At 33.3% G+C, this 24,005-nt stretch carries 23 protein-coding genes and 4 pseudogenes; 6 read left to right on the top strand and 21 right to left on the bottom strand.

The window, feature by feature from the left end; translation table 11 throughout:
* Positions 1–121: 121 nt before the first annotated feature.
* The 12 genes and pseudogenes from QIA22_RS05350 to QIA22_RS05295 all read right to left on the bottom strand — a co-directional run bounded on the left by QIA22_RS05350 (position 122) and on the right by QIA22_RS05295 (position 11,578).
* Positions 122–1,225 carry a variable large family protein gene (locus QIA22_RS05350; RefSeq protein WP_367612006.1) on the bottom strand — a complete coding sequence of 368 codons (1,104 nt, stop codon included), beginning with the start codon at positions 1,223–1,225 and terminating at the stop codon, positions 122–124.
* Positions 1,222–1,845 carry a hypothetical protein gene (locus tag QIA22_RS05345; RefSeq protein ID WP_367612005.1) on the bottom strand — a complete coding sequence of 208 codons (624 nt, stop codon included), beginning with the start codon at positions 1,843–1,845 and terminating at the stop codon, positions 1,222–1,224. The genes QIA22_RS05350 and QIA22_RS05345 overlap by 4 nt, the downstream gene beginning before the upstream one ends.
* Positions 1,846–1,933: 88 nt before the next feature.
* A pseudogene (locus tag QIA22_RS05340) lies at positions 1,934–2,569 on the bottom strand (class I SAM-dependent DNA methyltransferase); the annotation flags it as partial.
* Positions 2,570–3,149: 580 nt separating this feature from the next.
* Positions 3,150–3,344: a hypothetical protein gene (locus QIA22_RS05335; RefSeq protein WP_367612003.1), complete on the bottom strand. Its 195-nt coding sequence runs from the start codon at positions 3,342–3,344 to the stop codon at positions 3,150–3,152.
* Between the two features lie 786 nt (positions 3,345–4,130).
* On the bottom strand, positions 4,131–4,223 hold the full coding sequence (locus tag QIA22_RS05330; RefSeq protein ID WP_367612012.1) for a hypothetical protein: 93 nt from the start codon (positions 4,221–4,223) through the stop codon (positions 4,131–4,133).
* A gap of 125 nt (positions 4,224–4,348) precedes the next feature.
* Positions 4,349–4,531: pseudogene (locus QIA22_RS05325) on the bottom strand (plasmid maintenance protein); the annotation flags it as partial.
* Positions 4,515–4,784 carry a variable large family protein gene (locus QIA22_RS05320; protein WP_367612010.1) on the bottom strand — a complete coding sequence of 90 codons (270 nt, stop codon included), beginning with the start codon at positions 4,782–4,784 and terminating at the stop codon, positions 4,515–4,517. The gene QIA22_RS05320 and the pseudogene QIA22_RS05325, both read right to left, overlap by 17 nt.
* 613 nt (positions 4,785–5,397) lie before the next feature.
* Positions 5,398–5,577, bottom strand: a complete 180-nt coding sequence (locus QIA22_RS05315; RefSeq protein ID WP_367612001.1) for a hypothetical protein — start codon at positions 5,575–5,577, stop codon at positions 5,398–5,400.
* Positions 5,578–5,594: 17 nt separating this feature from the next.
* Positions 5,595–9,410 (bottom strand): Eco57I restriction-modification methylase domain-containing protein, encoded by a 3,816-nt coding sequence (locus QIA22_RS05310; protein WP_418456869.1) that lies wholly within the window; start codon positions 9,408–9,410, stop codon positions 5,595–5,597.
* 392 nt (positions 9,411–9,802) lie between these two features.
* Entirely contained in the window at positions 9,803–9,931 is a 129-nt protein-coding gene (gene bdr, locus QIA22_RS05305; RefSeq protein ID WP_367611999.1) for a Bdr family repetitive protein, read from the bottom strand.
* Positions 9,932–10,335: 404 nt separating this feature from the next.
* Positions 10,336–10,497: pseudogene (locus QIA22_RS05300) on the bottom strand (DUF226 domain-containing protein); the annotation flags it as partial.
* A 328-nt stretch (positions 10,498–10,825) separates the two neighbouring features.
* Positions 10,826–11,578, bottom strand: coding sequence for a hypothetical protein (locus QIA22_RS05295; RefSeq protein WP_367611995.1), 753 nt, complete (start codon positions 11,576–11,578; stop codon positions 10,826–10,828).
* Between the two features lie 978 nt (positions 11,579–12,556).
* Here QIA22_RS05295 and QIA22_RS05290 point away from each other — a divergent pair.
* The 4 genes from QIA22_RS05290 to QIA22_RS05275 all read left to right on the top strand — a co-directional run bounded on the left by QIA22_RS05290 (position 12,557) and on the right by QIA22_RS05275 (position 15,468).
* Positions 12,557–13,474 (top strand): plasmid maintenance protein, encoded by a 918-nt coding sequence (locus tag QIA22_RS05290; protein ID WP_367611993.1) that lies wholly within the window; start codon positions 12,557–12,559, stop codon positions 13,472–13,474.
* Positions 13,467–14,030, top strand: a complete 564-nt coding sequence (locus QIA22_RS05285; RefSeq protein WP_367611991.1) for a DUF226 domain-containing protein — start codon at positions 13,467–13,469, stop codon at positions 14,028–14,030. Before QIA22_RS05290 ends, QIA22_RS05285 begins: the two co-directional genes overlap by 8 nt.
* The gene (locus QIA22_RS05280; RefSeq protein ID WP_367611989.1) at positions 14,003–14,758 is read left to right on the top strand and encodes a ParA family protein; all 756 of its coding nucleotides are present in this window, start codon (positions 14,003–14,005) and stop codon (positions 14,756–14,758) included. Before QIA22_RS05285 ends, QIA22_RS05280 begins: the two co-directional genes overlap by 28 nt.
* A 95-nt stretch (positions 14,759–14,853) precedes the next feature.
* Positions 14,854–15,468 (top strand): chromosome replication/partitioning protein, encoded by a 615-nt coding sequence (locus QIA22_RS05275; RefSeq protein WP_367611987.1) that lies wholly within the window; start codon positions 14,854–14,856, stop codon positions 15,466–15,468.
* A 58-nt stretch (positions 15,469–15,526) separates the two neighbouring features.
* Here the strand turns inward: QIA22_RS05275 and QIA22_RS05270 are convergent.
* The 9 genes and pseudogenes from QIA22_RS05270 to QIA22_RS05230 all read right to left on the bottom strand — a co-directional run.
* Positions 15,527–16,135: pseudogene (locus QIA22_RS05270) on the bottom strand (variable large family protein); the annotation flags it as partial.
* Positions 16,136–16,164: 29 nt separating this feature from the next.
* Positions 16,165–16,812, bottom strand: coding sequence for a variable large family protein (locus QIA22_RS05265; RefSeq protein WP_367611985.1), 648 nt, complete (start codon positions 16,810–16,812; stop codon positions 16,165–16,167).
* The gene (locus tag QIA22_RS05260) at positions 16,806–17,453 is read right to left on the bottom strand and encodes a variable large family protein (RefSeq protein ID WP_367611983.1); all 648 of its coding nucleotides are present in this window, start codon (positions 17,451–17,453) and stop codon (positions 16,806–16,808) included. The genes QIA22_RS05265 and QIA22_RS05260 overlap by 7 nt, the downstream gene beginning before the upstream one ends.
* A 5-nt stretch (positions 17,454–17,458) precedes the next feature.
* Positions 17,459–18,097 carry a variable large family protein gene (locus QIA22_RS05255; RefSeq protein ID WP_367611981.1) on the bottom strand — a complete coding sequence of 213 codons (639 nt, stop codon included), beginning with the start codon at positions 18,095–18,097 and terminating at the stop codon, positions 17,459–17,461.
* Positions 18,091–18,729: a variable large family protein gene (locus QIA22_RS05250; protein ID WP_367611979.1), complete on the bottom strand. Its 639-nt coding sequence runs from the start codon at positions 18,727–18,729 to the stop codon at positions 18,091–18,093. The genes QIA22_RS05255 and QIA22_RS05250 overlap by 7 nt, the downstream gene beginning before the upstream one ends.
* The gene (locus tag QIA22_RS05245; protein ID WP_367611977.1) at positions 18,723–19,370 is read right to left on the bottom strand and encodes a variable large family protein; all 648 of its coding nucleotides are present in this window, start codon (positions 19,368–19,370) and stop codon (positions 18,723–18,725) included. The genes QIA22_RS05250 and QIA22_RS05245 overlap by 7 nt, the downstream gene beginning before the upstream one ends.
* The gene (locus QIA22_RS05240) at positions 19,364–20,023 is read right to left on the bottom strand and encodes a variable large family protein (RefSeq protein ID WP_367611975.1); all 660 of its coding nucleotides are present in this window, start codon (positions 20,021–20,023) and stop codon (positions 19,364–19,366) included. Before QIA22_RS05240 ends, QIA22_RS05245 begins: the two co-directional genes overlap by 7 nt.
* On the bottom strand, positions 20,017–20,661 hold the full coding sequence (locus tag QIA22_RS05235; RefSeq protein ID WP_418456863.1) for a variable large family protein: 645 nt from the start codon (positions 20,659–20,661) through the stop codon (positions 20,017–20,019). The genes QIA22_RS05240 and QIA22_RS05235 overlap by 7 nt, the downstream gene beginning before the upstream one ends.
* A complete protein-coding gene (locus tag QIA22_RS05230; protein ID WP_418456874.1) occupies positions 20,655–22,193 on the bottom strand; it encodes a variable large family protein in 1,539 nt (512 codons plus the stop codon). The genes QIA22_RS05235 and QIA22_RS05230 overlap by 7 nt, the downstream gene beginning before the upstream one ends.
* 731 nt (positions 22,194–22,924) lie before the next feature.
* Here QIA22_RS05230 and QIA22_RS05225 point away from each other — a divergent pair.
* On the top strand, positions 22,925–22,993 hold the full coding sequence (locus QIA22_RS05225) for a hypothetical protein (protein ID WP_418456872.1): 69 nt from the start codon (positions 22,925–22,927) through the stop codon (positions 22,991–22,993).
* Positions 22,994–23,118: 125 nt separating this feature from the next.
* On the top strand, positions 23,119–23,898 hold the full coding sequence (locus tag QIA22_RS05220; RefSeq protein ID WP_418456861.1) for a variable large family protein: 780 nt from the start codon (positions 23,119–23,121) through the stop codon (positions 23,896–23,898).
* Positions 23,899–24,005: the final 107 nt, after the last annotated feature.

The raw sequence follows: 24,005 nt of genomic DNA, 5'->3' as shown, positions 1-24,005 counted from the left end.
ATATTATTATTATTTAGTATAAAGATAAGATTAAAGAAAATTATCTTCACAAATAAAATAGTTATCCGAATGCATTATTTATAAACTAATTGAAAAATTATCAATAAAACATAATGGGATATTAATATCGGTATCCATTATTTTCCACTAATGTCCCAAATCGAAGTCGCTCTTTTCTTATTTGATCTAGTAAGCGTCCAATCATTTGGTCAACAGAACCTCTCAATAAAGTTGTCAATGCTACCAAAGTTTTAGTAACTCCAATTTCAACTGCGGTTTTAACCGTGTCATTCTCTCCATTGATAGCAAAAAACTGGCCGTCTTTGGCCATTCCTCTCAAAACAATTGCTGCAGCAATCTTAACCGGCATATAACCCGGAAAACAATTACTATTATTATGCCTATAATTAGTAGTGCCAATAGCTGCCTCAATAGGATCCTCTCCCGATTCAGGAGATTTGCCCTTAGCGCGTTCTACTAGGATTCCACTAATATTGCTCATTAAATGCAATATCTCTTCCCCACTAACCGAATTAACTAAATCTTTTGCTTTATTCGCTGCACTACCATTATTAGTGTCACAATTCTGATTATTTTCATTTTCTGTTTTTAAAAAAATCTTGCCGACATGTTCAACATTACCAACTTGTTGCATATGTTTACGACGATTATACTCGCCAATATTAATATTCTTGAACATTTTATTATAAATATTAGAACCAAAAACACTAGAAAACCTTAAAAGGGTTTGTATCCAATTGGCAAACCTCTTTACACTTGATGAATCGGCTATCTTAGGATTTACTGCCACAACTTGCCCAACTAAATCGCTGTCAATATCTGCCGCTTTAGCAGCCTCTTCCACATCATTAACAAACTCCATCAAATACCAATCAAAAACTTTTGCAGCGTAATTGATACTGTGGACTGCTTTGTCATACTCAGCAAAATCAAAAGATATTTTTTTAAACCCTTCTTGAATTTTTTTAAACCCTTTAGATATTGTTTCAAAATAATTTCTAACTTCGGACTTTTTCAAGTCGATTGCAGCTGTTCCTAAAGAACCGCCAAAAGGAGAAGAGATAAAGGCATCGGAAAATTCTTTACCCAATATTTCAATTGAATTTAACAATTTATTTTTTATGACTTCATCGGATACTGTATTTTTACAAGTAATTAGAACAAACAGCGGCAGAATAAATACTAAACTTGTTATTTTTTTCATTGTTGAACCCTCATTTCCAATTGAAGAGTAGAACTTCTAAATTCATAAGATACTTTTTTAATTTCTTCTAGAATCTTAATTTCAGAATCACTATTAATAGAATTCGGTTCATCATTATTATTTACTTTGGAAGTTGGAGAATTTAACAACATGAAATAGTTATCGAAAACATCAGCCAGCCTACTTTCCAATTTATAAAAATCTTTTGCATCTATCCCAAGTTTTTCATCTGTACCCTCTACATTGGGCGGATTATCTCTGCCGTATTGAATATAGCTAAGCAATTCTTTAACTTTCCCCAAACCTTGCAACTTTAATAAAAACTTTTTAATATAATTTTCTATCTTTGATGCATCTCTATTGAGAAATATATCAAAATGAGGAAACTTCTTGTATCCTTTTGTTAATTCACATTTTAATGCATTAACAAAAAAAATTAATGTATCAAACTCTTCATTGCTAAGTCCAAGACTATTTTTCCAATCTGACTCTGAATTAATATTTTCTACATTTTTTACACCTTGAAATAAGGAATCTTTATTCTTAAAATCACTATTTTTCGATAAACTACACTTTACAAAACAAAATACACAAAATATAAAACATATAAATTTACTCATAAAAACACCTAGTAGAAACTTGCTTATAGAAACACCTAGCAAGAAGGTTATACCAATTTTTAAAAATTGCAATATCCACTATTTGGGATTACGCTGCGTTATACTTACACATTCTTCTTAAATAATTCTCATATCCTTTTACTAAAGATGAAATATAATCTTCTCCTTTTTTATTTTTAATAACCTTAAAATCATTAAGCAAAGTTACAAAATCTTCCTTGGTTAACGAGTAAAGACTGGCCACAATGAAATTATTTTCATTTTCTTTTTCTTTAAAGAATTCATCTTTGGGATCTAGATTTAATATCTTATCAATTTCTTCTTTGTTAAACTCAAAATATTCTAAGTAAAGTAAATATTTAAAGTTATCGGGATCATTTTTAACTATTAACAAGGAAGTGTTTTTGGCTAAAGCTAAGTATAGAGGATTGGCCAAAATCTCATTTTCTTCGGGCTGCATCATAGGGCATTGATACAGATATGCTTTTGACACATTAGCAGCTTGAACAAACCTTCTGAGTAAAAAATCAAATGGAAGCGAATTGAAAACAGATATAACAAACAATTTTTTGTAAATAGATATTGGCCTTTTCTCATAGTTTACACCTATTGTATTCATACAATAACAATTTCTAGGAGACAAAGTGCTAATCATTGTTCTTTCATTTGAGTTTCTTGAAACCTTTCTAAAGAATACTCTTTCGGTTTGACATTGGTTATCCTTGGCTTTAGATAAAAAAATGCTATTTTTGTAAGAAATCACTTAATAAAGACTATAAAATTTGTATTACTTGTAAAAATAAAAACAAGCAAACTATAAAATCTAATAGCAAGCTAATAGCATTTTTATTGTGCTTATTTATTAGTTGTCTTGGATTTTGTAAATTTTGTATAGAACAGAATAACATGTTTTTTACACTTTTATTAATGTGCATTTTAATTGCCATATTTATGCAAATTAAAAAATAATTTTAACAAGACTAATAAAAAATTTACTAAAGAATCCTTTTAAAGGATGATAAGCAAAAATAGCCTAGGCCACTATACAACTTTTATTTTGTTGATATGCTCTCGCGTCAATTAAATTAATTTAGTTTTACAGAAATTCTCATGCCCCTCTACTAAAGATAGAATATATTTTTCTCCAATATAACTAAAATTAAACTATGGTCAAACCACATTTTGAATAAATCAAAATTATTATCCATATATATGGATAATATAGTTTAAAAAGCTACAATCACTAAAACTTAAAAAAAGTAAATACTTTTCTTTTATAGTAAATTTATTTATATTATTAATTGCTAATTCATTGTCAAGGAGCGTTTATCAATAAATCCTCTCAAATGCTCCCTACTACGCTGTTCCCTTTCTTTAGCCTCCATTGTAAGCACCTTTTTCACATAATCATTAAGCTCAACTTTTTTCTTAACAAGCTCTCCAAACCGTTCCTTCAAAATGACCTCATAATCGCTAATAGCCCCGTCCGTACGCTTCATTATCTCCAACTTTATATCGATAAACAGAGAACTGATCTAAAAAATGCTCAAGCACATACTTCAAATTGCTCCCCTTGTGCTCATCTAAGGCCTTATCCAGATCATATAGTACATTTTGTAAGTTGTAGGATCATTGCTAAGATCTTTTATTCTACTAAGGAAATCTTTTGGGATATTCCTTTCGATCAATTTAGTTTTAATGTCTTTTTTCTAAAATTAATACTGTTTTTTTTGAATTCTTGAATTGCATAAAGAATTCTTTAAATTCTTATAATTAATATTGCTTATAGAAGCTTTATTAAATACAGCCGGCAACGAGTGGCGCGACATTGTATTGGTTGCGACGACTAAGAGTCTTAAGCATATCACTTTTTATTCAATAATTTCTATAATTCAGAAAATTTTTATGAAAATATTTTTTTAAAAGCCACATGTGACATTGCCTTAGACAATCAGGATGTTGACGTAAAACTTATTATTATTATTTGTTAAATAAAAACTTAATCAAGCTTCAGTGGCTCACAATGGCGGTCACAAATTAAAGTAAATTTTGAATAAAAAACTTAATCTTAAGTTAAGGCTACACCAATTCGAAAATAAAATCAATATCGTATATCAATATCTTTGCGCTTATTTGGCAATAAAAATCTCCATTCAGACTATGCAATGTCAAATAAGCTGGAAATTAAGTTTAAATTGTTTCCTGCTCTAAGAATTGTGCTATTAATAAATTATCTTTTAAAACTTCACAAATGTTTTTTCTTTCTAGCCTTAGATTATTTTCTTTTAATTTTTCATAAAGATAAATAGTGGTTGAGCTTGTGTGTCCGTATCGATTAACAATGCTGTGTGTTCTTTTAATAAAAGTGTAGCAAGAATTATAGCGCTTATACTTTTCCCAACACCCCCCTTTTATACTGGTAATGTTTATTATTTTTGTTCTTTTTTTTTATCCATTTGGTTATATATCAGTTTTACCTATTATTTGTTTTAAATCGATATCATTTTTGCTTTTGATATCTAAGTTTATAGTAAATTTCAGTTTCGCAATTAACCCCCAAGTATTTATAATAATTGGTTGCTACTTTAAATTCTTTTTCTAGTCTGTAAGGATAGTTTTGTAATATTTTTATTATAACAAAGTTTTGACCATTTCTTTTTAAATTTTCATTAAAATAATAGAACAATAGCAGCAGCAATCTGATCATTCTTCTTCATCTTATTCTCATCAAAAGCAGCAGCAGCCTTCTCCTCCGTACTCCCAATAGCCGCCTCAATCGGATTTGTAGCATCCTTCACATCCGCAACTCCCTTCTTCTGCTTCTTAGCAGCATCAACAATAGCTTTTAATATCTGCTTACCACTAACCGCACTAACAGCAGCAGCAGCCTTCTCTGCATCAGCCTCACCACCACCCCCATTCTTCTTCTTAGCAAACAACTTCCCAGCATCCGCGTTCTGCTCACCACCAGCACCACCACCAGCAGACTCACTCTCCAACTTACCCCCGCTTCACCAGAGCCTTCCCAGCAGCAGCATGCAAGGGGCAAAGGGAGCGTTGCTCATTATATATAAAATACTGAACTTGTGGCTTATCATAAGGAAATAATTTATATCAATATAAATTTCTCGCTTTGAAAGTTTTTAACTTTATTTTATTTTTTCTTTTATCTTTTATGATCCAATATAGAAATTCAATTTAGTAAGCCTAATTATCATTAATTTTTGTAATAATTTTATTTTTTTAAAAAAAAATATAGATAAAATTATTTATTAAATTAACTTTATAAATTTTTATATAGATAAATTTAAAACCCTAGATAAAAAATTAGAAACATTTAAAAATGCTAAAACCATATCTTGCCATATCTGGGGGAATGAAATTAGTTAAAATCTCAAACGACAATATTGATAAAATACTATAGAAGTTATTGATATATATATATATATAGCAACAAAACGATGATTTAGTAAAAATTATTGGCAATTTACCTTTTGCTGTTTAAGATTTCGAAGATATCATTTAATTTTTTTTTATAACTTTTTAAGCTTCCTAAATCACCTCTCTTTTTGTAATTTCTAAAACTACAAAATGTGGACCATTTAGTGTAGATTGTCCGAAATAATACTTAATTATTTTTTCTAATATAAAAAACAAAAAGATATTTTCACTAAAAACAACCTTTTCATCCTTTAATAATAATAATGTTTTTTTACTAAAAACATATACCACAAATCTCTTTAAAATGCTTAATTAAGCTTATTAGTTTTTAAATAATTCCCATATCCTTTTATTAAAGATAAAATATGCTCTTCTCCTTTTTTGGTTTTTAACACCTTAAAATCTCTAAGCAAGATGATAAAATCTTCTTTGGTTAATGAGTAAAGATTGGCTACAATAAAGTTATTTTCATTTTCTTTTTCTTTGAAAAATTCATCTTCCACATTTAGATTTAATATTTTATTAACCTTTTCTTTATCAAACTCAAAATATTCTAAGTAAAGTAAATATTTAAAATTCTTAGGATCATTTTTAGCTATCAGAAGAGACGTATTTTTTACAAGATTTAAATATAAAGAATTACTTAAAATTTCTTTTTCTTCGGGCTGAGGCATAGAGCATTGATATAAACATGATTTTTGAACATTTGAGTCAACAAATCTTCTAATCATAAAGTCAAATGTAAATGTGTTAAAAATCGATATAATAAATAATTTTTTATAAATGGATATTGGCGTTTTCTCATAATTTATATACATTGAATTTACGCAATAACAATTTCTAGGAGATAAGGCACTAATCATTGTTCTTTCATTTGTGTTGCTTGCAATTTTTCTATAGAATACTCTTTCGGTTTGATATTGGTTGTCTTTCGTTAATACTTTTTCTAAGTCTTTTTTATCTATCCATAGTAATTTAGAACTTTCTTTTGCAGCTCTATCTTCAAAAAATCTTGAATTAAATTGGTGAATATTGGCTCCAGAATACAGAAATATAAATTTTTCATTATTATATTCTTTATACAGTGCCTTATACTTTGTTAAATGTAGTCCCTCTCCAAAATCAATATATTCTTGACTAAGAGTGCCAAATTGATCAAACATTTTGTTAATAAGAGTAAATTCTTCCTTGTCTTTAAATTCAATTATTGGTTCTTGAATGGGAGATAGTTTCTTAATTTGGTCTATATTCAATTCAATTCCTCTATAAGGATCATATTTATTATCTTTCAAATCACCAGTTATTTCTTTAATAATATTATCATCGTTTTGAATCATGAATTTTGCTTTAAAGCTTGATGTAAATTCTTCAGCATTACTAAGTTGAAATATTGAAAATTTAAAGCGAGAATCTACATCTTTAAATCTTCTTTTATTTTCAAATTGATAAATATAATTAAGTTTATAATTGGCAAATATATGTTTTCTTAGTGCACTAGAACTATATTCACTCCAAAGGCTTGAAGGAACCAAATAAGTTAAATTGCCCCTTTTTTTTATTAGCTTTAAATTAAATGCTAAAAAGTATCTAAAAATATTTGGATCACCACCACTAGTAAAATCTTTAAAATCAAATTTATAAATATTGTTAATAGTGCTTATACTGTTTTTTTCTTCGTTGTATTCAATACTCAAAGGATGATTATCTTTACTAAGCATTTCTTGCTTTATTTTATTTTGTTCTTTTATGCTTAGTCTCCTGTAACTAGGAATATGTTTTGAGAAAAACTCGGATTCATTAAACTTAGTTTTCTCCCATGGTGGATTTCCAATTACAATATCAAATCCTTCCTGAATATCTGGGAACTCAACTCCATAGTGGAAAAATTTATAGTAGCTACTTAATTTTCTAATTTTATTCATTTTTTCTTTATCCTCACTAGAGGTTTTATTGCCCAAAATATTTTCAATTAAACTGATTACATCCGCAATGTCACTAAATTCTATATTTAAAGATTTGTCAAAAGATAATGAATAAAGTTTAATTAAAGAAAATATTATTCTCAAATTATCTATATATTCACTTTCTTCATATTCTTTATATATCTTTTTAGATTTTTCGATATCTTCTTTAGTGGTATCGTTAATACCTTTAATTTTTTGATAGTTATCTTCTAAAATAGTTGTAATTTCTTTAATCCTTTTCTTAAATAAAGAAAATCCACTTTCAAACTTCTTTTTTGTAATATCAAAAAATTCATCTTTAGTATACCCCAAGAGAGCATTTCCTACTTTTATGTGATGTTCAATAAAGCTTAGCGGCGTTCCAAAAATAAAGGTATTAATCCACAAACTTAGCATAGTAATTTCAACCGAAATAGGATTAATATCAACACCATAAATACACTTCTTTAGCAACATCCTTTTAAGTACTAATTCTTTACTTATAATATCCGGAACATCATACTCTTCACTTTCTTTTAAAATAGCTCTATATTCTTTATCAAGCTCTTTTTTTACATCTTCAAATTTATCGAGCTCGTACCATACTTTTTCTGTTAAGCAATCTAGACAAGAAATCAAAAAATGCCCCGATCCACAAGAATTATCAATGATTCTAATATCTAAAGGAGATTTGGTTTTAAGCTGTTCTTCAATTGATGATATAACCATAAAATCAGTTAGGTCATCTGGAGTATAATATGCTCCACTTTTTTTCCTATCAAGTGATCTAGATGTAAGATAAATATTGCCTTTATAGTAGGTAGCAACTTTGTTTACCCGCTTGTTTTCAAGCTCTTCTTCGGTACGAATGAGATAAACCCCGTCTTCAACAATACGATGAACGGTAGTATCTGCAATTCTCAGATCATATTCAAGTAGAGTTTCGTATAATTCTCCAAAACTTTTAGGATCTAACCTTGAATACTCTATAAATTTTTCATCTTTAATGTTTTTTTCTTCAAAGAAAAGTATTTTAACTAATATTTCTTCAAGTTCACTAATACTGAGTAAACTTTCATTATTTAAATATTTAACCTTATCTTCTGCAAATAATCCTCCATTAAATATAGGGAACTTTATTGCACCACTTCCTTTATCAAGCAGATTGAAAATTGTCATTATTTTTTTATATCCTAATTTCTTTTTTGCATTTTCATCATAAAAAAAATATCTAAAAGATATAGAAGATCTGTATAGCTTGTTTTCTTCTAAAATTTTCTTAAATATGTTGTTATCTTCAATATATGCAATAAAAAATATTCTTAAAATAAAAATAATTGACTCCTCAAGTATGCTAGCCAAAATATGACGAGTAATTTCTTTGTCTGATACTTTAAATTCTTTGTCATATATATTTTTTGCAATTTTAAATACTATAGAATCATCAGGCCTCTCATAAAGTATCTCTCTAAGAGTTTTTTGAATTATCTCTTTTTTTTTAGATATTTGTTCTTTTTCAACTGCTATTACATTGCTTGTTTTTAGGTATCTTTCTTTTCTTATAAGATAGCTAAATAAAATAAACCATTCTTGTTCTTCATATTCTTCTTTTTTTTCAATTTTAGAAAAATCAAATTCAATATATCTTTTTTCTCCATAAAGTACTTTCGATTTATCATATAATCTCCATACCTTTCCATTTGAAAGTATCCCATAATGTTTTTGATATTGATTTAGATATCTATATAGCTGATCTTCTGCTTCTCTTACCTTATCTTTAGCATCAAAACTAAATGCTGGACGCTTAACTTCTGCTATAAGCAAGATATCTTCAGCTGGAATAGGCTCATTATTTTTTTTAGCTTCTTCTAATTTTTCATTAAAATCTACTTTGTCTTTATCATTTTCAAAAAGTAGTATATCTACTCTGGATTTCACTCCTTCTATTTGCCCACTCTTTTGTTGTTCTACTGAATAATTTAGTTCTTCAAATATGGATTTTAGTAAAGACTCTATATTTGCTTCTGTTGAATTATCATATATTGAAGAAAGTTTATTTTTTATAAAAATAAAAAAGTCTTTTAAACTATTAATATTTTCTTTTCTTACAAAGTCTCTTGACAATTCTTTATAAAGAGATACATTTGGATCATTTGTTTTTACAATGTCATTAATTTTCATTAATCATACTTACAAAAATTATTTATATTATTTGCTTGTTTATGTTTATATTAACTTTATTTCTAAATGAAATAATTCAAACTTATTTATAAGTAGAATCAATTTTTAGTAATAAAAAAACAAAACTTTTTTTATTGATTTATTTTATTACATATTTTATATAAATTGCAATGTTGGCGTACTGATATTTCTATAATTAATTATAGAAATATCAGTACATTTTATTTATTTTACAATTTATTCTCTATATAAAAGAATGGGCTAACTAAAACATCTACTATTGTAACTTGAAAGACAAATACAATTCCTATCATCTAACTATAATTTCAATTTACTGTCGAGTTCGGTTTTTAAGCTTTTAATTTCTCCTTTTACGGCATTAATTTTGTCTTTTACAGTGTAATTCCATCTCTTATAAAACCTTGAAACTCTGGTTTAACAATCTCTAAATCCTTTACTGTTATTTCATTATTATAAAATATAGCAGCCAAATCACTTACTAATGCTTTATTCATACCCAATCTAACAAGCTACTTATACATACCATTTTTTTCACCTTTATCTCTAACATATGTTTATTATACTCCTATCTGGGAAATTAAGAAATACACTAAAGCTAAACCCAATTGTTGATGTTTTTAGGCTTGAATCGACTATTTTAATCCATGGTGTTAATAATAGAATTGATAAAACTTTATTTAATTTAATGAAAGATAAAAAATAAGTATAGAGTAAATTTAATAAAACCACCAAAGATTAGGCTGGAAATACAAGAAACATGTGATTTTTATAAAAGGCTTCCGAATCACTCTTAAAGGGTTTCTCTTTCTTTATTAAGGGCACTTTACTTTTGTTAAGAATTCGAAAAAACACTATTGAAGAAGCACTTTTGCCAAAGAAACATTTCCCTACCCTGTTCTTTTTTTTAGCACCACAATAGGCTCTTAAAATAGCAAAAATCGCCCTCTTTCTTTAATTTAATCCAAACCCCATGTAATGATAAAAAATAAGATTTTTCAATTCCGTTAACTTTGTACCTTACAAAAATTTTCTTTATTGGGTTTTTATAACCGTAATAAATCCCTAAGAATTTATCGCCTGCTTAATGCAAATAAATTAAATCCTTCAAATTTTGATTGATTAAATCATTTTATTAATAATAAACGGCATTTATTTTTTTCTTATTAATCCCTAATTTATAAATATTAAACATTATTTTTATGTGATACATTGTCTTATCATTATATTTCTCGACATTTATAAAAAGATCTTTTTTGTCCGAACGTATAACTATTGAAGTACCTAATTGTATAAATTTTGCTGTGCTTTGCATATTTAACCCTTATATAACTTTTTTTTTAACATTGAAAATTTTTTTTATTTTTTATTATTTCTAATAATAAAAACCTTCTAAATTAATTTAGATTAAAACAAACATGCACAGCCATTGCCGCACTTTTTATTTTACAAGCCGCCTCACTTAAAGTTATAATATTGCCATGATCATCTCTATTTTTATCTTTAAGCTCATTATACAAGCCTTCAAAATACGTTTCAACATTATTCATAAGCGTCTTTACACATTTATTAACTTTAATTACGCTTTTATTACTTGAATCTTCTAAAGATACACATATTGATGAATTTTTATTATTAAAATCATCTACTGCCTTTTTAAGGTCATTATATTTACTATTACTATTATCTTTTCCATCAATTATTGCTATTTTCAACAATTCATCTAGCAAATTTATCATCTTTAATCCATTCTCTAAATTATTCTTAGCTGCTGATGAAACATTATAACCTGCGCCAATTAATGCTTTAAAAGCTAAATCGATCTTTTCTGATGACTTTTTGATTAATTCAACTAACTTAGGAGTGTCTTTTGCTTCTATATTATTACCATTGTTTCCATTTTTCTTTTGAGTAATTTCGTTATTAGACTTTTCAGCATCAATCTTTGCTTCACTCACCAAGCTTGAGAGATCTTGAGCACTCAATGTTTTAATTTTTTCTTCACCTAGCCCCATAATTTTATCTGTATCATCTAACATTTGACCACTCTCTGTAAATGCCATCACATTATCTTTATTCACTTCTTCAATAGTATTGTCCCCATACCATTTACACGAACTCATCAATATTAACAATGCTATTCTTTTCATTTTCAAACTCCTTAAATTTAAACAACAATAATTGTTATTAACAATACAGCAATTTAGTAATTTAACTATTTTTTATTATTAAAAATAATGCAATAAATAATTTAAAAATTTAAGCTAAAAGTTTTGAGTATTTTTTATACTTAAATCAAGTCCTTAGCCGAATATCACTACTCCAAGTAATGACTTTGAGCATATATTATAAAGTTCGGGGAAATACCCTATCACAAATATTAATTAGAATTTTTTTTAGATAGAAAGAGAAATACTTTTGAATTAAAGGCTAACAAACTAATAATCCTAAATATTCGCTAAAAATTAAAAAATATCAAAAAAATAAAAAGATTCTATCAACAGAATTAATCTAGTTAAAAGCTGCTAAGCTATATAAGAAAATTTTAAATCAAATAAAAGACTTTTTACACAAATTATTTCTTTACTTTATAACTAAATAATAAAAATACAATAATAGAGAGCTTGTCAATTCGGGACATGTAAAAAGGATTTTATAGAAAATATTAATAATTTATAACAGCATAGAGGGTTTTCGTAGACAATTGTTACATAAATCAGAGTATTGTGAAGCCTCTTTGCATAAAATAAATAGATATTTTCCATTAAGTAAACTATGTAACAATTGCGGTATTAAAAATACTACCCTAAAATCAAATGATACTAGGTAGCCTTACAGCGACTTCAACACAATTTATGGCAGAGATATAAACGTAACTCTAAATATCAAAGCTTCATTATAAAGAGATAAAAATTAAAGCAGAAACCTCCTGAAATAAAAACTCATAGATCAATATCCTAATTGATGCCCTTTTTTATAAAACCTCAAAGCCATGGCAGGATAAAATAAAAAGCTATTTCTATAATCTTTAATTTAAAAAATTATAGTTCAAAGGTTGAAATTAATCAAATATTTTGATTATAATAAGATTATTATTAATAAAAATACACTGAAAATGGAGATTAAAAATGAAATCAGTTACATCTAACCATAACCACCAAACCCATAAAAACAAACTACTTAGTAAAACCTGCAGACTGAAAAAAATTATTTCGGTTATTATTTACTTAAATAAAGAGTTTGAAAAAAAATACAGCACCTCAATCAACAAAGAACACTTTACTTCCGAAAAAGTAAAAGAACTCCGAATTCATCATCAAGGAGATATACTTCGTGTACTAAACTCAAATATATATAGAGAAAATAAAAAAGAAACTACAATTAATACTCTGCGGTCAGATTTAAGATTTTTAGCTAAGCTAAAAGCATTAGAAAAAAGATTACTAACATTTTCAAATAACTTTGGAGATTTTAAAGGAAAGCTTTGTATATATAAAGTGTCACCTATTGCACATAAATTAATTAATACATATTTTAGTAGCGCTAAAGCAGACTTAATTAAAAAAGTAAAGAAAGAAAAAGACGCTTTAAAAGAAGAAAAAGGATGTTTTACGCCTCAAAATATCACTGAAAATATCACTGTATATAATAAAAAATATATAAATATATATAAAAAGAATTCTATAGAAAACTGCTTATTCAAAAGAATCAAATCAATAGCTTCTAAAACCAAAAACCCCATTAAGACACTAAAAAATACTTTACTAAACTATAAAGATTTTAAAGATTACTTAAAATACGATTATGAAATAAAAGATATTAAAGACTTTTTCTTATCCAAGTTAAACCTTTATAAACATAAAATTCATTTTATGAGAAAAGCCGCACCGTATAAAACCGATTTTTATGTTCTTGCAGGAGAATTTAAAGACAATTATACTACTAAATGGAAAGTAAATAAAATAACCAGCTTTTCAGGACATGCTGGCACAATAGCCAATAATATTTTGGATAACATTTTAGAAAAAGGACTAAAAATTGAATAGATTATTTGAAAAACTAAAACAAAAAAAAGCTTCAATAAGGATTAACGACATTTCAATCAAAAAATCCACTTTTAGCAAGATAGAAGAGATAGACGGCAAAAAAGTATACTACACAAAAATATTTAAACATCTAATTGATTTTAGAGTTACCAACAAAGAGCAAAGATTTAGACTTGTCTTTCAAGAATTTAATAATAATAAAGATTATTACTTTTTTAACCTTTTTGCATTAGAAGAAAATGATAAATTTTTAGGAATAAAATATGGGTGGGATCGCCTTGAAAAACCTTTCTTTATTAAAAAAGAAGATAATAAAATTTATGCAATAAAAAAGCTATATCACATAGAGTTTAAGTTTAAAAAAGGATCTATTAAATCCTACATATTATCTTTAAGAACCTTGTTGAGGAAAAAAGAAAAAGAAAAAACCGAATACTATCGATTTACGCTAAATCATTTAGAAAAAATGGAAATCAAAGTATACAAATTTTACAATAAAAAATTACCAGATGGAGGAATTTTAAAAAAATGGATATTAAAAAATCGGATATCATAACAATGGCTTCAATTAAAGGAGGAGTTGGAAAAAGTACACTTTCCATACTTTTTTCTTATATGTTAAAAGAATTGGGCAAAAAAGTGTTATTAATTGATTTAGATCCCCAAAATTCTTTAACTTCCTATTTTAATAGATATATTTCAAATATTGAAAAGTACAATGCTTACAGTATGTTAAAAGGAGATTTTCATTTTAATGAATGCATTTGTAAAATTAATGATTATATATCTATAATTCCTTCCCATCCTATTTTAGGAAAATTTAATTCGGAGGCTATTGATTATAAAGAAATTATTTTAGAACACCATTTAAATGAAAATATTCAAAATTATAATTTCGACTATGTTTTACTAGATACTCCTCCTAGTTTAGATTTTCTTTTAAAGAATGCCTTAAATGTTGCGGATTATATTATAATTCCAGTTCAGCTAGAAATATGGTCAATAGAAAGTTTTACTATTTTAATTGATGCAGTCAATAGTATTACAAAATTTAGAAAAAAAATATACAATATTTCTATTGTAGAAAACCAGTTTATAAAAAATAGAAAAACAATAAAAGAAGTGGAAGATTTACTTTATAAAGAGTATGGAGAATATATTAAGGGCAAGGTTCATTTTTCAAATAGCATAAAAGTTCTTATAAACGGACGATTAGAGCCCTCTGAAAAAGAAATATATCATAAAGAAGTAAAAAATGCTTTAAAAAACATTTTTTCTTTGTAGTCAATCGAAATGTTAACTATAATATAGATTGTTTAAAATTGTCCGATATCGGACAAGCAATTTTTAGTAAAAATGCTTTAAAATAGGAGAGAAGAATGGGGAAAAAGGAAAATAAAGAGCAGGTAACTTTATATAAAAGGGTTGAAATACCCACACTTGAAAAATTTAATTTGAATAAAAATCAAGACGAGGAATTAAAAAATTACAATGAATTAAAAGAAAAGTTGAAATTAAATTTGAAATCAGATATTAATAATAAAATTCAAAGAATGAAAATTTTGCATGAAATTAAGCAAAAAAAACTTTATAAATATGATGGTTTCAAAAGTTTTAAACAGTTTATAAAATCTTATATAATTGCCAGAAGCCAAGCTTATATGTATTTGAAAATTTATGAGAAAGTTTTAGAAGGGGTTATTTCTATTGAAAAAGTTAAAGAAATAGGCTTTGTGGCTACATATAAAAATATATTAAAAAACAGGCCATCATATGTATATAAAGAAAATACAGAAGAAAATGATTACATTCAAAGTATGTCTATTAGAATTTCAATGCAAGATAAAGAAGTTTATGATTTTTGCAAAAAAGATATCAAAAGAATATATTTTATTCTAGAGAGGCTGATTAAATATAAAAAAAATATCTTGTCAGATCTTATTATTGATTATGAAAATAGTAGAAAAGATAAAAATAAAAAAGTGAACTCTTGATTAAAGTTGTATAATATATTATTATCAAATTAGGTTGGAGAATTTTCTCTCTCCGTTTTCAGTAGTAAAATATTTGCCCATAGGGGCTTTTTTTGTATTTACTAGATCTGGGTGAATCTGTAAGCAGATTGTCATAAGAATTCTTGAATTTCTTGTTTTTTAGAAACGAAGATATCATTCCCCGCAGAACAATAGCAGCAGCAATCTGATCATTCTTCTTCATCGTATCAAAAGCAGCAGCCTCCTTCTCCCCCGTACTCCCAATAGCCGCATCAATCGGATTTGTAGCCTCCTTCACATCCTCAACCCCCTTCTTCTTCTCCTGCTCCTTAGCAGCATCAACAATAGCTTTTAATATCTGCTTACCACTAACCGCACTAACAGCAGCAGCAGCCTTCCCTGCAGCAGCAGCATCACTACCACCCCCATTCTTCTTCTTAGCAAACAACTTCCCAGCAGCCGCGTTCTGCTCACCACCAGCACCAGCACCAGCAGCAGCAGACTCACTCTCCAACTTACCCGCTTCACCAGCCTTCTCAGCAGCATCAACAATCCCCTTTATCCCACTAGCAATCCCATTAACACTCGTTTCGTCACCACCTTTTGCTGCTGCTGCATTACCACCAACCTTAACAACCTTCCCAATCACATCCCCACTACCACCAGTAGCACCACTAGCAGCAGCCTAAGCAGCTTTTACCATCTCTTCAAAGCCACGACAGTCTTACTTACAGCCCCCTCAACAGCACTTTTCAAAGCCTTCTCAGCCTTATCATGAGCATCATTCTTCAAAGCAAACTCCCCATCCTTAGCCATTCCCCGCAGAACAATAGCAGCAGCAATCTGATCATTCTTCTTCATCTCATTCTTATCAAAAGCAGCAGCAGCCTTCTCCCCCGTACTCCCAATAGCCGCCTCAATCGGATTTGTAGCATCCTTCACATCCTCAACTCCCCCCTTCTTATGCTTCTTAGCAGCATCAACAATAGCTTTTAATATCTGCTTACCACTAACCGCACTAACAGCAGCAGCAGCCTTCTCTGCATCATCATCACTACCACCCCCATTCTTCTTCTTAGCAGCAAACAACTTCCCAGCAGCCTCATTACCACCAGCACCAGCACCAGCAGCAGCAGACTCACTCTCCAACTTACCCGCTTCACCAGCCTTCTCAGCAGCATCAACAATCCCCTTTATCCCACCAGCAATCCCATTAACACTCGTTGCTTCACCACCTTTTGCTGCTGCTGCATTAGCATCAACCTTAACAACCTTCCCAATCACATCATCCTTACCACTACCACCAGTAGCAGCACCAGCAGCAGCCTGAGCAGCTTTTACCATCTCTTCAAAGCCACGACAGTCTTACTTACAGCCCCCTCAACAGTACTTTTCAAAGAATCCTTAGCATTATCATGATCAGCATTCTTCAAAGCAAACTCCCCATCCTTAGCCATTCCCCGCAGAACAATAGCAGCAGCAATCTGATCATTCTTCTTCATCGTACTAAAAGCAGCAGCCTCCTTATCATCCCCCGTACTCCCAATAGCCGCATCAATCGGATTTGTAGCATCCTTCACATCCTCAACCCCCTTCTTCTCCTTCTTCTCCTTAGCAGCATCAACAATAGCTTTTAATATCTGCTTACCACTAACCGCACTACCAGCAGCAGCAGCCTTCCCTGCATCAGCATCACTACCACCCCCATCATCATTCTTCTTCTTAGCAGCAAACAACTTCCCAGCATCCTCATTACTATCACCACCACCACCACCAGCAGCAGCCTCACTCTCCAACTTACCCGCTTCACCAGCCTTCTCAGCAGCATCAACAATCCCCTTTATCCCACCAGCAATCCCATTAACACTCGTTTCGTCACCACCTTTTGCTGCTTCTGCATTACCATCAGCCTTAACAACCTTCCCAATCACATCCCCACTACCACCAGTAGCAGCACCAGCAGCAGCCTGAGCAGCTTTTACCATCTCTTCTAAGCCACGACAGTCTTACTTACAGCCCCCTCAACAGTACTTTTCAAAGAATCCTTAGCCTTATCATGAGCATCATTCTTCAAAGCAAACTCCCCATCCTTAGCCATTCCCCGCAGAACAATAGCAGCAGCAATCTGATCATTCTTCTTCATCTCATCCTTACTAAAAGCAGCCTCCTTCTCCCCCGTACTCCCAATAGCCGCCTCAATCGGATTTGTAGCATCCTTCACATCCTCAACTCCCCCCTTCTTCTGCTCCTTAGCAGCATCAACAATAGCTTTTAATATCTGCTTACCACTAACCGCACTAACAGCAGCAGCAGCCTTCCCTGCATCAGCATCACTACCACCCCCATCATTATTATCCTTCTTCTTAGCAAACAACTTCCCAGCATCCGCGTTCTGCTCACCACCAGCACCAGCACCAGCAGCAGCAGCCTCACTCTCCAACTTACCCGCTTCACCAGCCTTCTCAGCAGCATCAACAATCCCCTTTATCCCACTAGCAATCCCATTAACACTCGTTTCGTCACCACCTTTTGCTGCTGCATCACCATCATCAACCTTAACAACCTTCCCAATCACATCATCCTTACCACCAGTAGCAGCACCAGCAGCAGCCTGAGCAGCTTTTACCATCTCTTCAAAGCCACGACAGTCTTACTTACAGCCCCCTCAACAGTACTTTTCAAAGCCTTCTCAGCATTATCATGAGCATCATTCTTCAAAGCAAACTCCCCATCCTTAGCCATTCCCCGCAGAACAATAGCAGCAGCAATCTGATCATTCTTCTTCATCTCATTCTTATCAAAAGCAGCAGCATTATTCTCCCCCGTACTCCCAATAGCCGCATCAATCGGATTTGTAGCATCCTTCACATCCGCAACTCCCCCCTTCTTATGCTTCTTAGCAGCATCAACAATAGCTTTTAATATCTGCTTACCACTAACCGCACTAACAGCAGCAGCAGCCTTCTCTGCATCAGCAGCATCACCACCACCATCATTCTTCTTAGCAGCAAACAACTTCCCAGCAGCCTCATTACTATCAGCACCACCACCAGCAGCAGCAGACTCACTCTCCAACTTACCCGCTTCACCAGCCTTCTCAGCAGCATCAACAATCCCCTTTATCCCACTAGCAATCCCATTAACACTCGTTGCGTCACCACCTTTTGCTGCTGCTGCATTATCAACCTTAGCAACCTTCCCAATCACATCATCCTTACCACCAGTAGCAGCACCAGCAGCAGCCTGAGCAGCTTTTACCATCTCTTCAAAGCCACGACAGTCTTACTTACAGCCCCCTCAACAGTACTTTTCAAAGAATCCTTAGCCTTAGCATGATCATCATTCTTCAAAGCAAACTCCCCATCCTTAGCCATTCCCCGCAGAACAATAGCAGCAGCAATCTGATCATTCTTCTTCATCGTAGCAAAAGCAGCAGCAGCCTTATTCTCCCCCGTACTCCCAATAGCCGCATCAATCGGATTTGTAGCATCCTTCACATCCTCAACCCCCTTCTTCTTCTCCTTAGCAGCATCAACAATAGCTTTTAATATCTGCTTACCACTAACCGCACTAACAGCAGCAGCAGCCTTCCCTGCAGCAGCAGCATCACCACCCCCATCATCATTATCCTTCTTCTTAGCAAACAACTTCCCAGCATCCGCGTTCTGCTCACCACCAGCACCACCACCACCAGCAGCAGACTCACTCTCCAACTTACCCGCTTCACCAGCCTTCTCAGCAGCATCAACAATCCCCTTTATCCCACTAGCAATCCCATTAACACTCGTTTCGTCACCACCTTTTGCTGCTGCATCACCAACCTTAACAACCTTCCCAATCACATCATCCTTACCACTACCACCAGTAGCACCACTAGCAGCAGCCTGAGCAGCTTTTACCATCTCTTCAAAGCCACGACAGTCTTACTTACAGCCCCCTCAACAGTACTTTTCAAAGAATCCTTAGCCTTATCATGAGCAGCATTCTTCAAAGCAAACTCCCCATCCTTAGCCATTCCCCGCAGAACAATAGCAGCAGCAATCTGATCATTCTTCTTCATCTCATTCTTACTAAAAGCAGCAGCAGCCTTCTCATTCCCCGTACTCCCAATAGCCGCATCAATCGGATTTGTAGCATCCTTCACATCCTCAACCCCCTTCTTATGCTTCTTAGCAGCATCAACAATAGCTTTTAATATCTGCTTACCACTAACCGCACTAACAGCAGCAGCAGCCTTCTCTGCATCAGCATCACTACCACCCCCATTATTATCATTCTTCTTCTTAGCAAACAACTTCCCAGCATCCGCGTTCTGCTCATCACCAGCACCAGCACCACCAGCAGCAGACTCACTCTCCAACTTACCCGCTTCACCAGCCTTCTCAGCAGCATCAACAATCCCCTTTATCCCACCAGCAATCCCATTAACACTCGTTTCGTCACCACCTTTTGCTGCTGCAGCACCAGCATCAACCTTAACAACCTTCCCAATCACATCATCCTTACCACTACCACCAGTAGCACCACTAGCAGCAGCCTGAGCAGCTTTTACCATCTCTTCAAAGCCACGACAGTCTTACTTACAGCCCCCTCAACAGTACTTTTCAAAGAATCCTTAGCCTTAGCATGAGCAGCATCCTTCAAAGCAAACTCCCCATCCTTAGCCATTCCCCGCAGAACAATAGCAGCAGCAATCTGATCATTCTTCTTCATCGTAGCAAAAGCAGCAGCCGCCTTATCATTCCCCGTACTCCCAATAGCCGCCTCAATCGGATTTGTAGCATCCTTCACATCAACTCCCCCCTTCTTCTCCTGCTTCTTAGCAGCATCAACAATAGCTTTTAATATCTGCTTACCACTAACCGCACTAACAGCAGCAGCAGCCTTCTCTGCATCAGCATCACTACCACCCCCATCATTATTATCCTTCTTCTTAGCAAACAACTTCCCAGCATCCGCGTTCTGCTCACCACCAGCACCAGCACCAGCAGCAGCAGACTCACTCTCCAACTTACCCGCTTCACCAGCCTTCTCAGCAGCATCAACAATCCCCTTTATCCCACTAGCAATCCCATTAACACTCGTTGCGTCACCACCTTTTGCTGCTGCATCACCAACCTTAACAACCTTCCCAATCACATCATCCTTACCACCAGTAGCAGCACCAGCAGCATCCTGAGCAGCTTTTACCATCTCTTCAAAGCCACGACAGTCTTACTTACAGCCCCCTCAACAGTACTTTTCAAAGAATCCTTAGCCTTATCATGAGCAGCATTCTTCAAAGCAAACTCCCCATCCTTAGCCATTCCCCGCAGAACAATAGCAGCAGCAATCTGATCATTCTTCTTCATCGTAGCAAAAGCAGCAGCAGCATTATTCTCCCCCGTACTCCCAATAGCCGCCTCAATCGGATTTGTAGCATCCTTCACATCCGCAACTCCCCCCTTCTTATGCTTCTTAGCAGCATCAACAATAGCTTTTAATATCTGCTTACCACTAACCGCACTAACAGCAGCAGCAGCCTTCCCTGCATCAGCATCACTACCACCCCCATCATTATTATCCTTCTTCTTAGCAAACAACTTCCCAGCATCCGCATTATCACCACCAGCACCACCACCACCAGCAGCAGCCTCACTCTCCAACTTACCCGCTTCACCAGCCTTCTCAGCAGCATCAACAATCCCCTTTATCCCACCAGCAATCCCATTAACACTCGTTTCGTCACCACCTTTTGCTGCTTCTGCATTAGCATCAACCTTAACAACCTTCCCAATCACATCCTCCTTACCACCAGTAGCAGCACCAGCAGCATCCTGAGCAGCTTTTACCATCTCTTCTAACCACCCACTAATTTCTGCTATAGCGCCTTGCACTCCACCACCTTTTGCCCCATCAGCGCCACCTGTAGTAGCACCACCAGCAGCAGCAATCTGATCATTCTTCTTCATCGTAGCAAAAGCAGCAGCCTCCTTCTCCCCCGTACTCCCAATAGCCGCCTCAATCGGATTTGTAGCCTCCTTCACATCCTCAACTCCCCCCTTCTTCTCCTCCTGCTTCTTAGCAGCATCAACAATAGCTTTTAATATCTGCTTACCACTAACCGCACTAACAGCAGCAGCAGCCTTCCCTGCAGCATCAGCCTCACTACCATCATCCTTCTTCTTAGCAAACAACTTCCCAGCATCCGCATTCTGCTCATCACCACCAGCACCACCAGCAGCAGCCTCACTCTCCAACTTACCCGCTTCACCAGCCTTCTCAGCAGCATCAACAATCCCCTTTATCCCACCAGCAATCCCATTAACACTCGTTTCGTCACCACCTTTTGCTGCTGCATTAGCATCAACCTTAACAACCTTCCCAATCACATCATCCTTACCACCAGTAGCACCACTAGCAGCAGCCTGAGCAGCTTTTACCATCTCTTCTAACCACCCACTAATTTCTGCTATAGCGCCTTGCACTCCACCACCTTTTGCCCCATCAGCGCCACCTGTAGTAGCACCACCAGCAGCAGCAGCCTTCCCTGCATCACCACCACCATCCTTCTTGCTGTTATTTAGATTATTTAAGCCCTTTTTTGTTTCTTCTAATTTTTTAGCCAGAGAATCAAAATAATCTTTTACCTCTGATTTTTTTGGGTCTGCTTTGAATCCCAATGCGTCTGCGACTAATCCGCCAAAAGAGGTAAATACATCTAGGAATCCATTACCTAATTGTATAATTGATTGGTAAAACTTGCTTGTTGGATCATCCTTACTACCCGCTTCACCAACATTGCTTTTGCAATTAACAAAAACAAATATTGCTCCTAAAAGTATTGCACTTGAAATTTTTTAATTTGAAAATAATTTAATATTGCTTTGATAGTTCGGTTTGTAATGTATTTTATTTATTTTATATTTCCATTGCAGTAATGGTATTACTAATATTTATTTTATTTATTTTATATTTCCATTGCAGTAATGGTATTACTAATATTTATTTTATTTTTTTGATACTTTTAAGAAAAAGTTATTTTAACTATTAATTAATAAATTTTAATAATTAATCTAATTTTTTTGATTGATATTATTATATTATAATATAATATTTTTAAAGGAAGTTGTTTGTTAGCTCAAAACGGTTGCTTTGACAAGTAGGTTAGCAACTTTTTTTTTTATATTCTTTTTTTAAAAAAAGAATATAAAAAAAAAAGTTGCTAACCTACTTGTCAAAGCAACCGTTTTGAGCTAGAGTGATATTTTATACTTTTCATTAAGGAGACTAATATGAAAAAATTTCAAGTGCAATACTTTTAGGAGCAATATTTGTTTTTGTTAATTGCAAAAGCAATGTTGGTGAAGCGGGTAGTAAGGATGATCCAACAAGCAAGTTTTACCAATCAATTATACAATTAGGTAATGGATTCCTAGATGTATTTACCTCTTTTGGCGGATTAGTCGCAGACGCATTGGGATTCAAAGCAGACCCAAAAAAATCAGAGGTAAAAGATTATTTTGATTCTCTGGCTAAAAATTAGAAGAAACAAAAAAGGGCTTAAATAATCTAAATAACAGCAAGAAGGATGGTGGTGGTGATGCAGGGAAGGCTGCTGCTGCTGGTGGTGCTACTACAGGTGGCGCTGATGGGGCAAAAGGTGGTGGAGTGCAAGGCGCTATAGCAGAAATTAGTGGGTGGTTAGAAGAGATGGTAAAAGCTGCTCAGGCTGCTGCTAGTGGTGCTACTGGTGGTAAGGATGATGTGATTGGGAAGGTTGTTAAGGTTGATGCTAATGCAGCAGCAAAAGGTGGTGACGCAACGAGTGTTAATGGGATTGCTAGTGGGATAAAGGGGATTGTTGATGCTGCTGAGAAGGCTGGTGAAGCGGGTAAGTTGGAGAGTGAGGCTGCTGCTGGTGGTGCTGGTGGTGATGAGCAGAATGCGGATGCTGGGAAGTTGTTTGCTAAGAAGAAGAATGATAATAATGATGGGGGTGGTGATGCTGCTGATGCAGAGAAGGCTGCTGCTGCTGTTAGTGCGGTTAGTGGTAAGCAGATATTAAAAGCTATTGTTGATGCTGCTAAGGAGCAGGAGGAGAAGAAGGGGGTTGAGGATGTGAAGGATGCTACAAATCCGATTGAGGCGGCTATTGGGAGTACGGGGGAGAAGGCGGCTGCTGCTTTTGATAAGAATGAGATGAAGAAGAATGATCAGATTGCTGCTGCTATTGTTCTGCGGGGAATGGCTAAGGATGGGGAGTTTGCTTTGAAGGATGCTCATGATAATGCTGAGAAGGCTTTGAAAAGTACTGTTGAGGGGGCTGTAAGTAAGACTGTCGTGGCTTTGACTGACGTGGTTCGTAAGGCGGTTCAGGCTGGTCTAAAGAAGGTGGGAGATGCTGTTAAGTCCAGTAGTTCCGGGGCCACTATTGATAAAACACCATAATCAACTAAACTGAGTAATTCTAGTGGCGCTAGTATGCGCCACTTTGCTTAGTGATTACGTGAGTAATCCTTATTTGAATCTGGAATTATACTAAAAGATAATAAATG

This window comes from Borreliella kurtenbachii (assembly GCF_030437945.2).
Taxonomy (GTDB): domain Bacteria; phylum Spirochaetota; class Spirochaetia; order Borreliales; family Borreliaceae; genus Borreliella; species Borreliella carolinensis.
The sequence above is the reverse complement of the archived record's forward strand: the minus strand, read 5'-3'. Positions and strand labels throughout refer to the sequence as shown.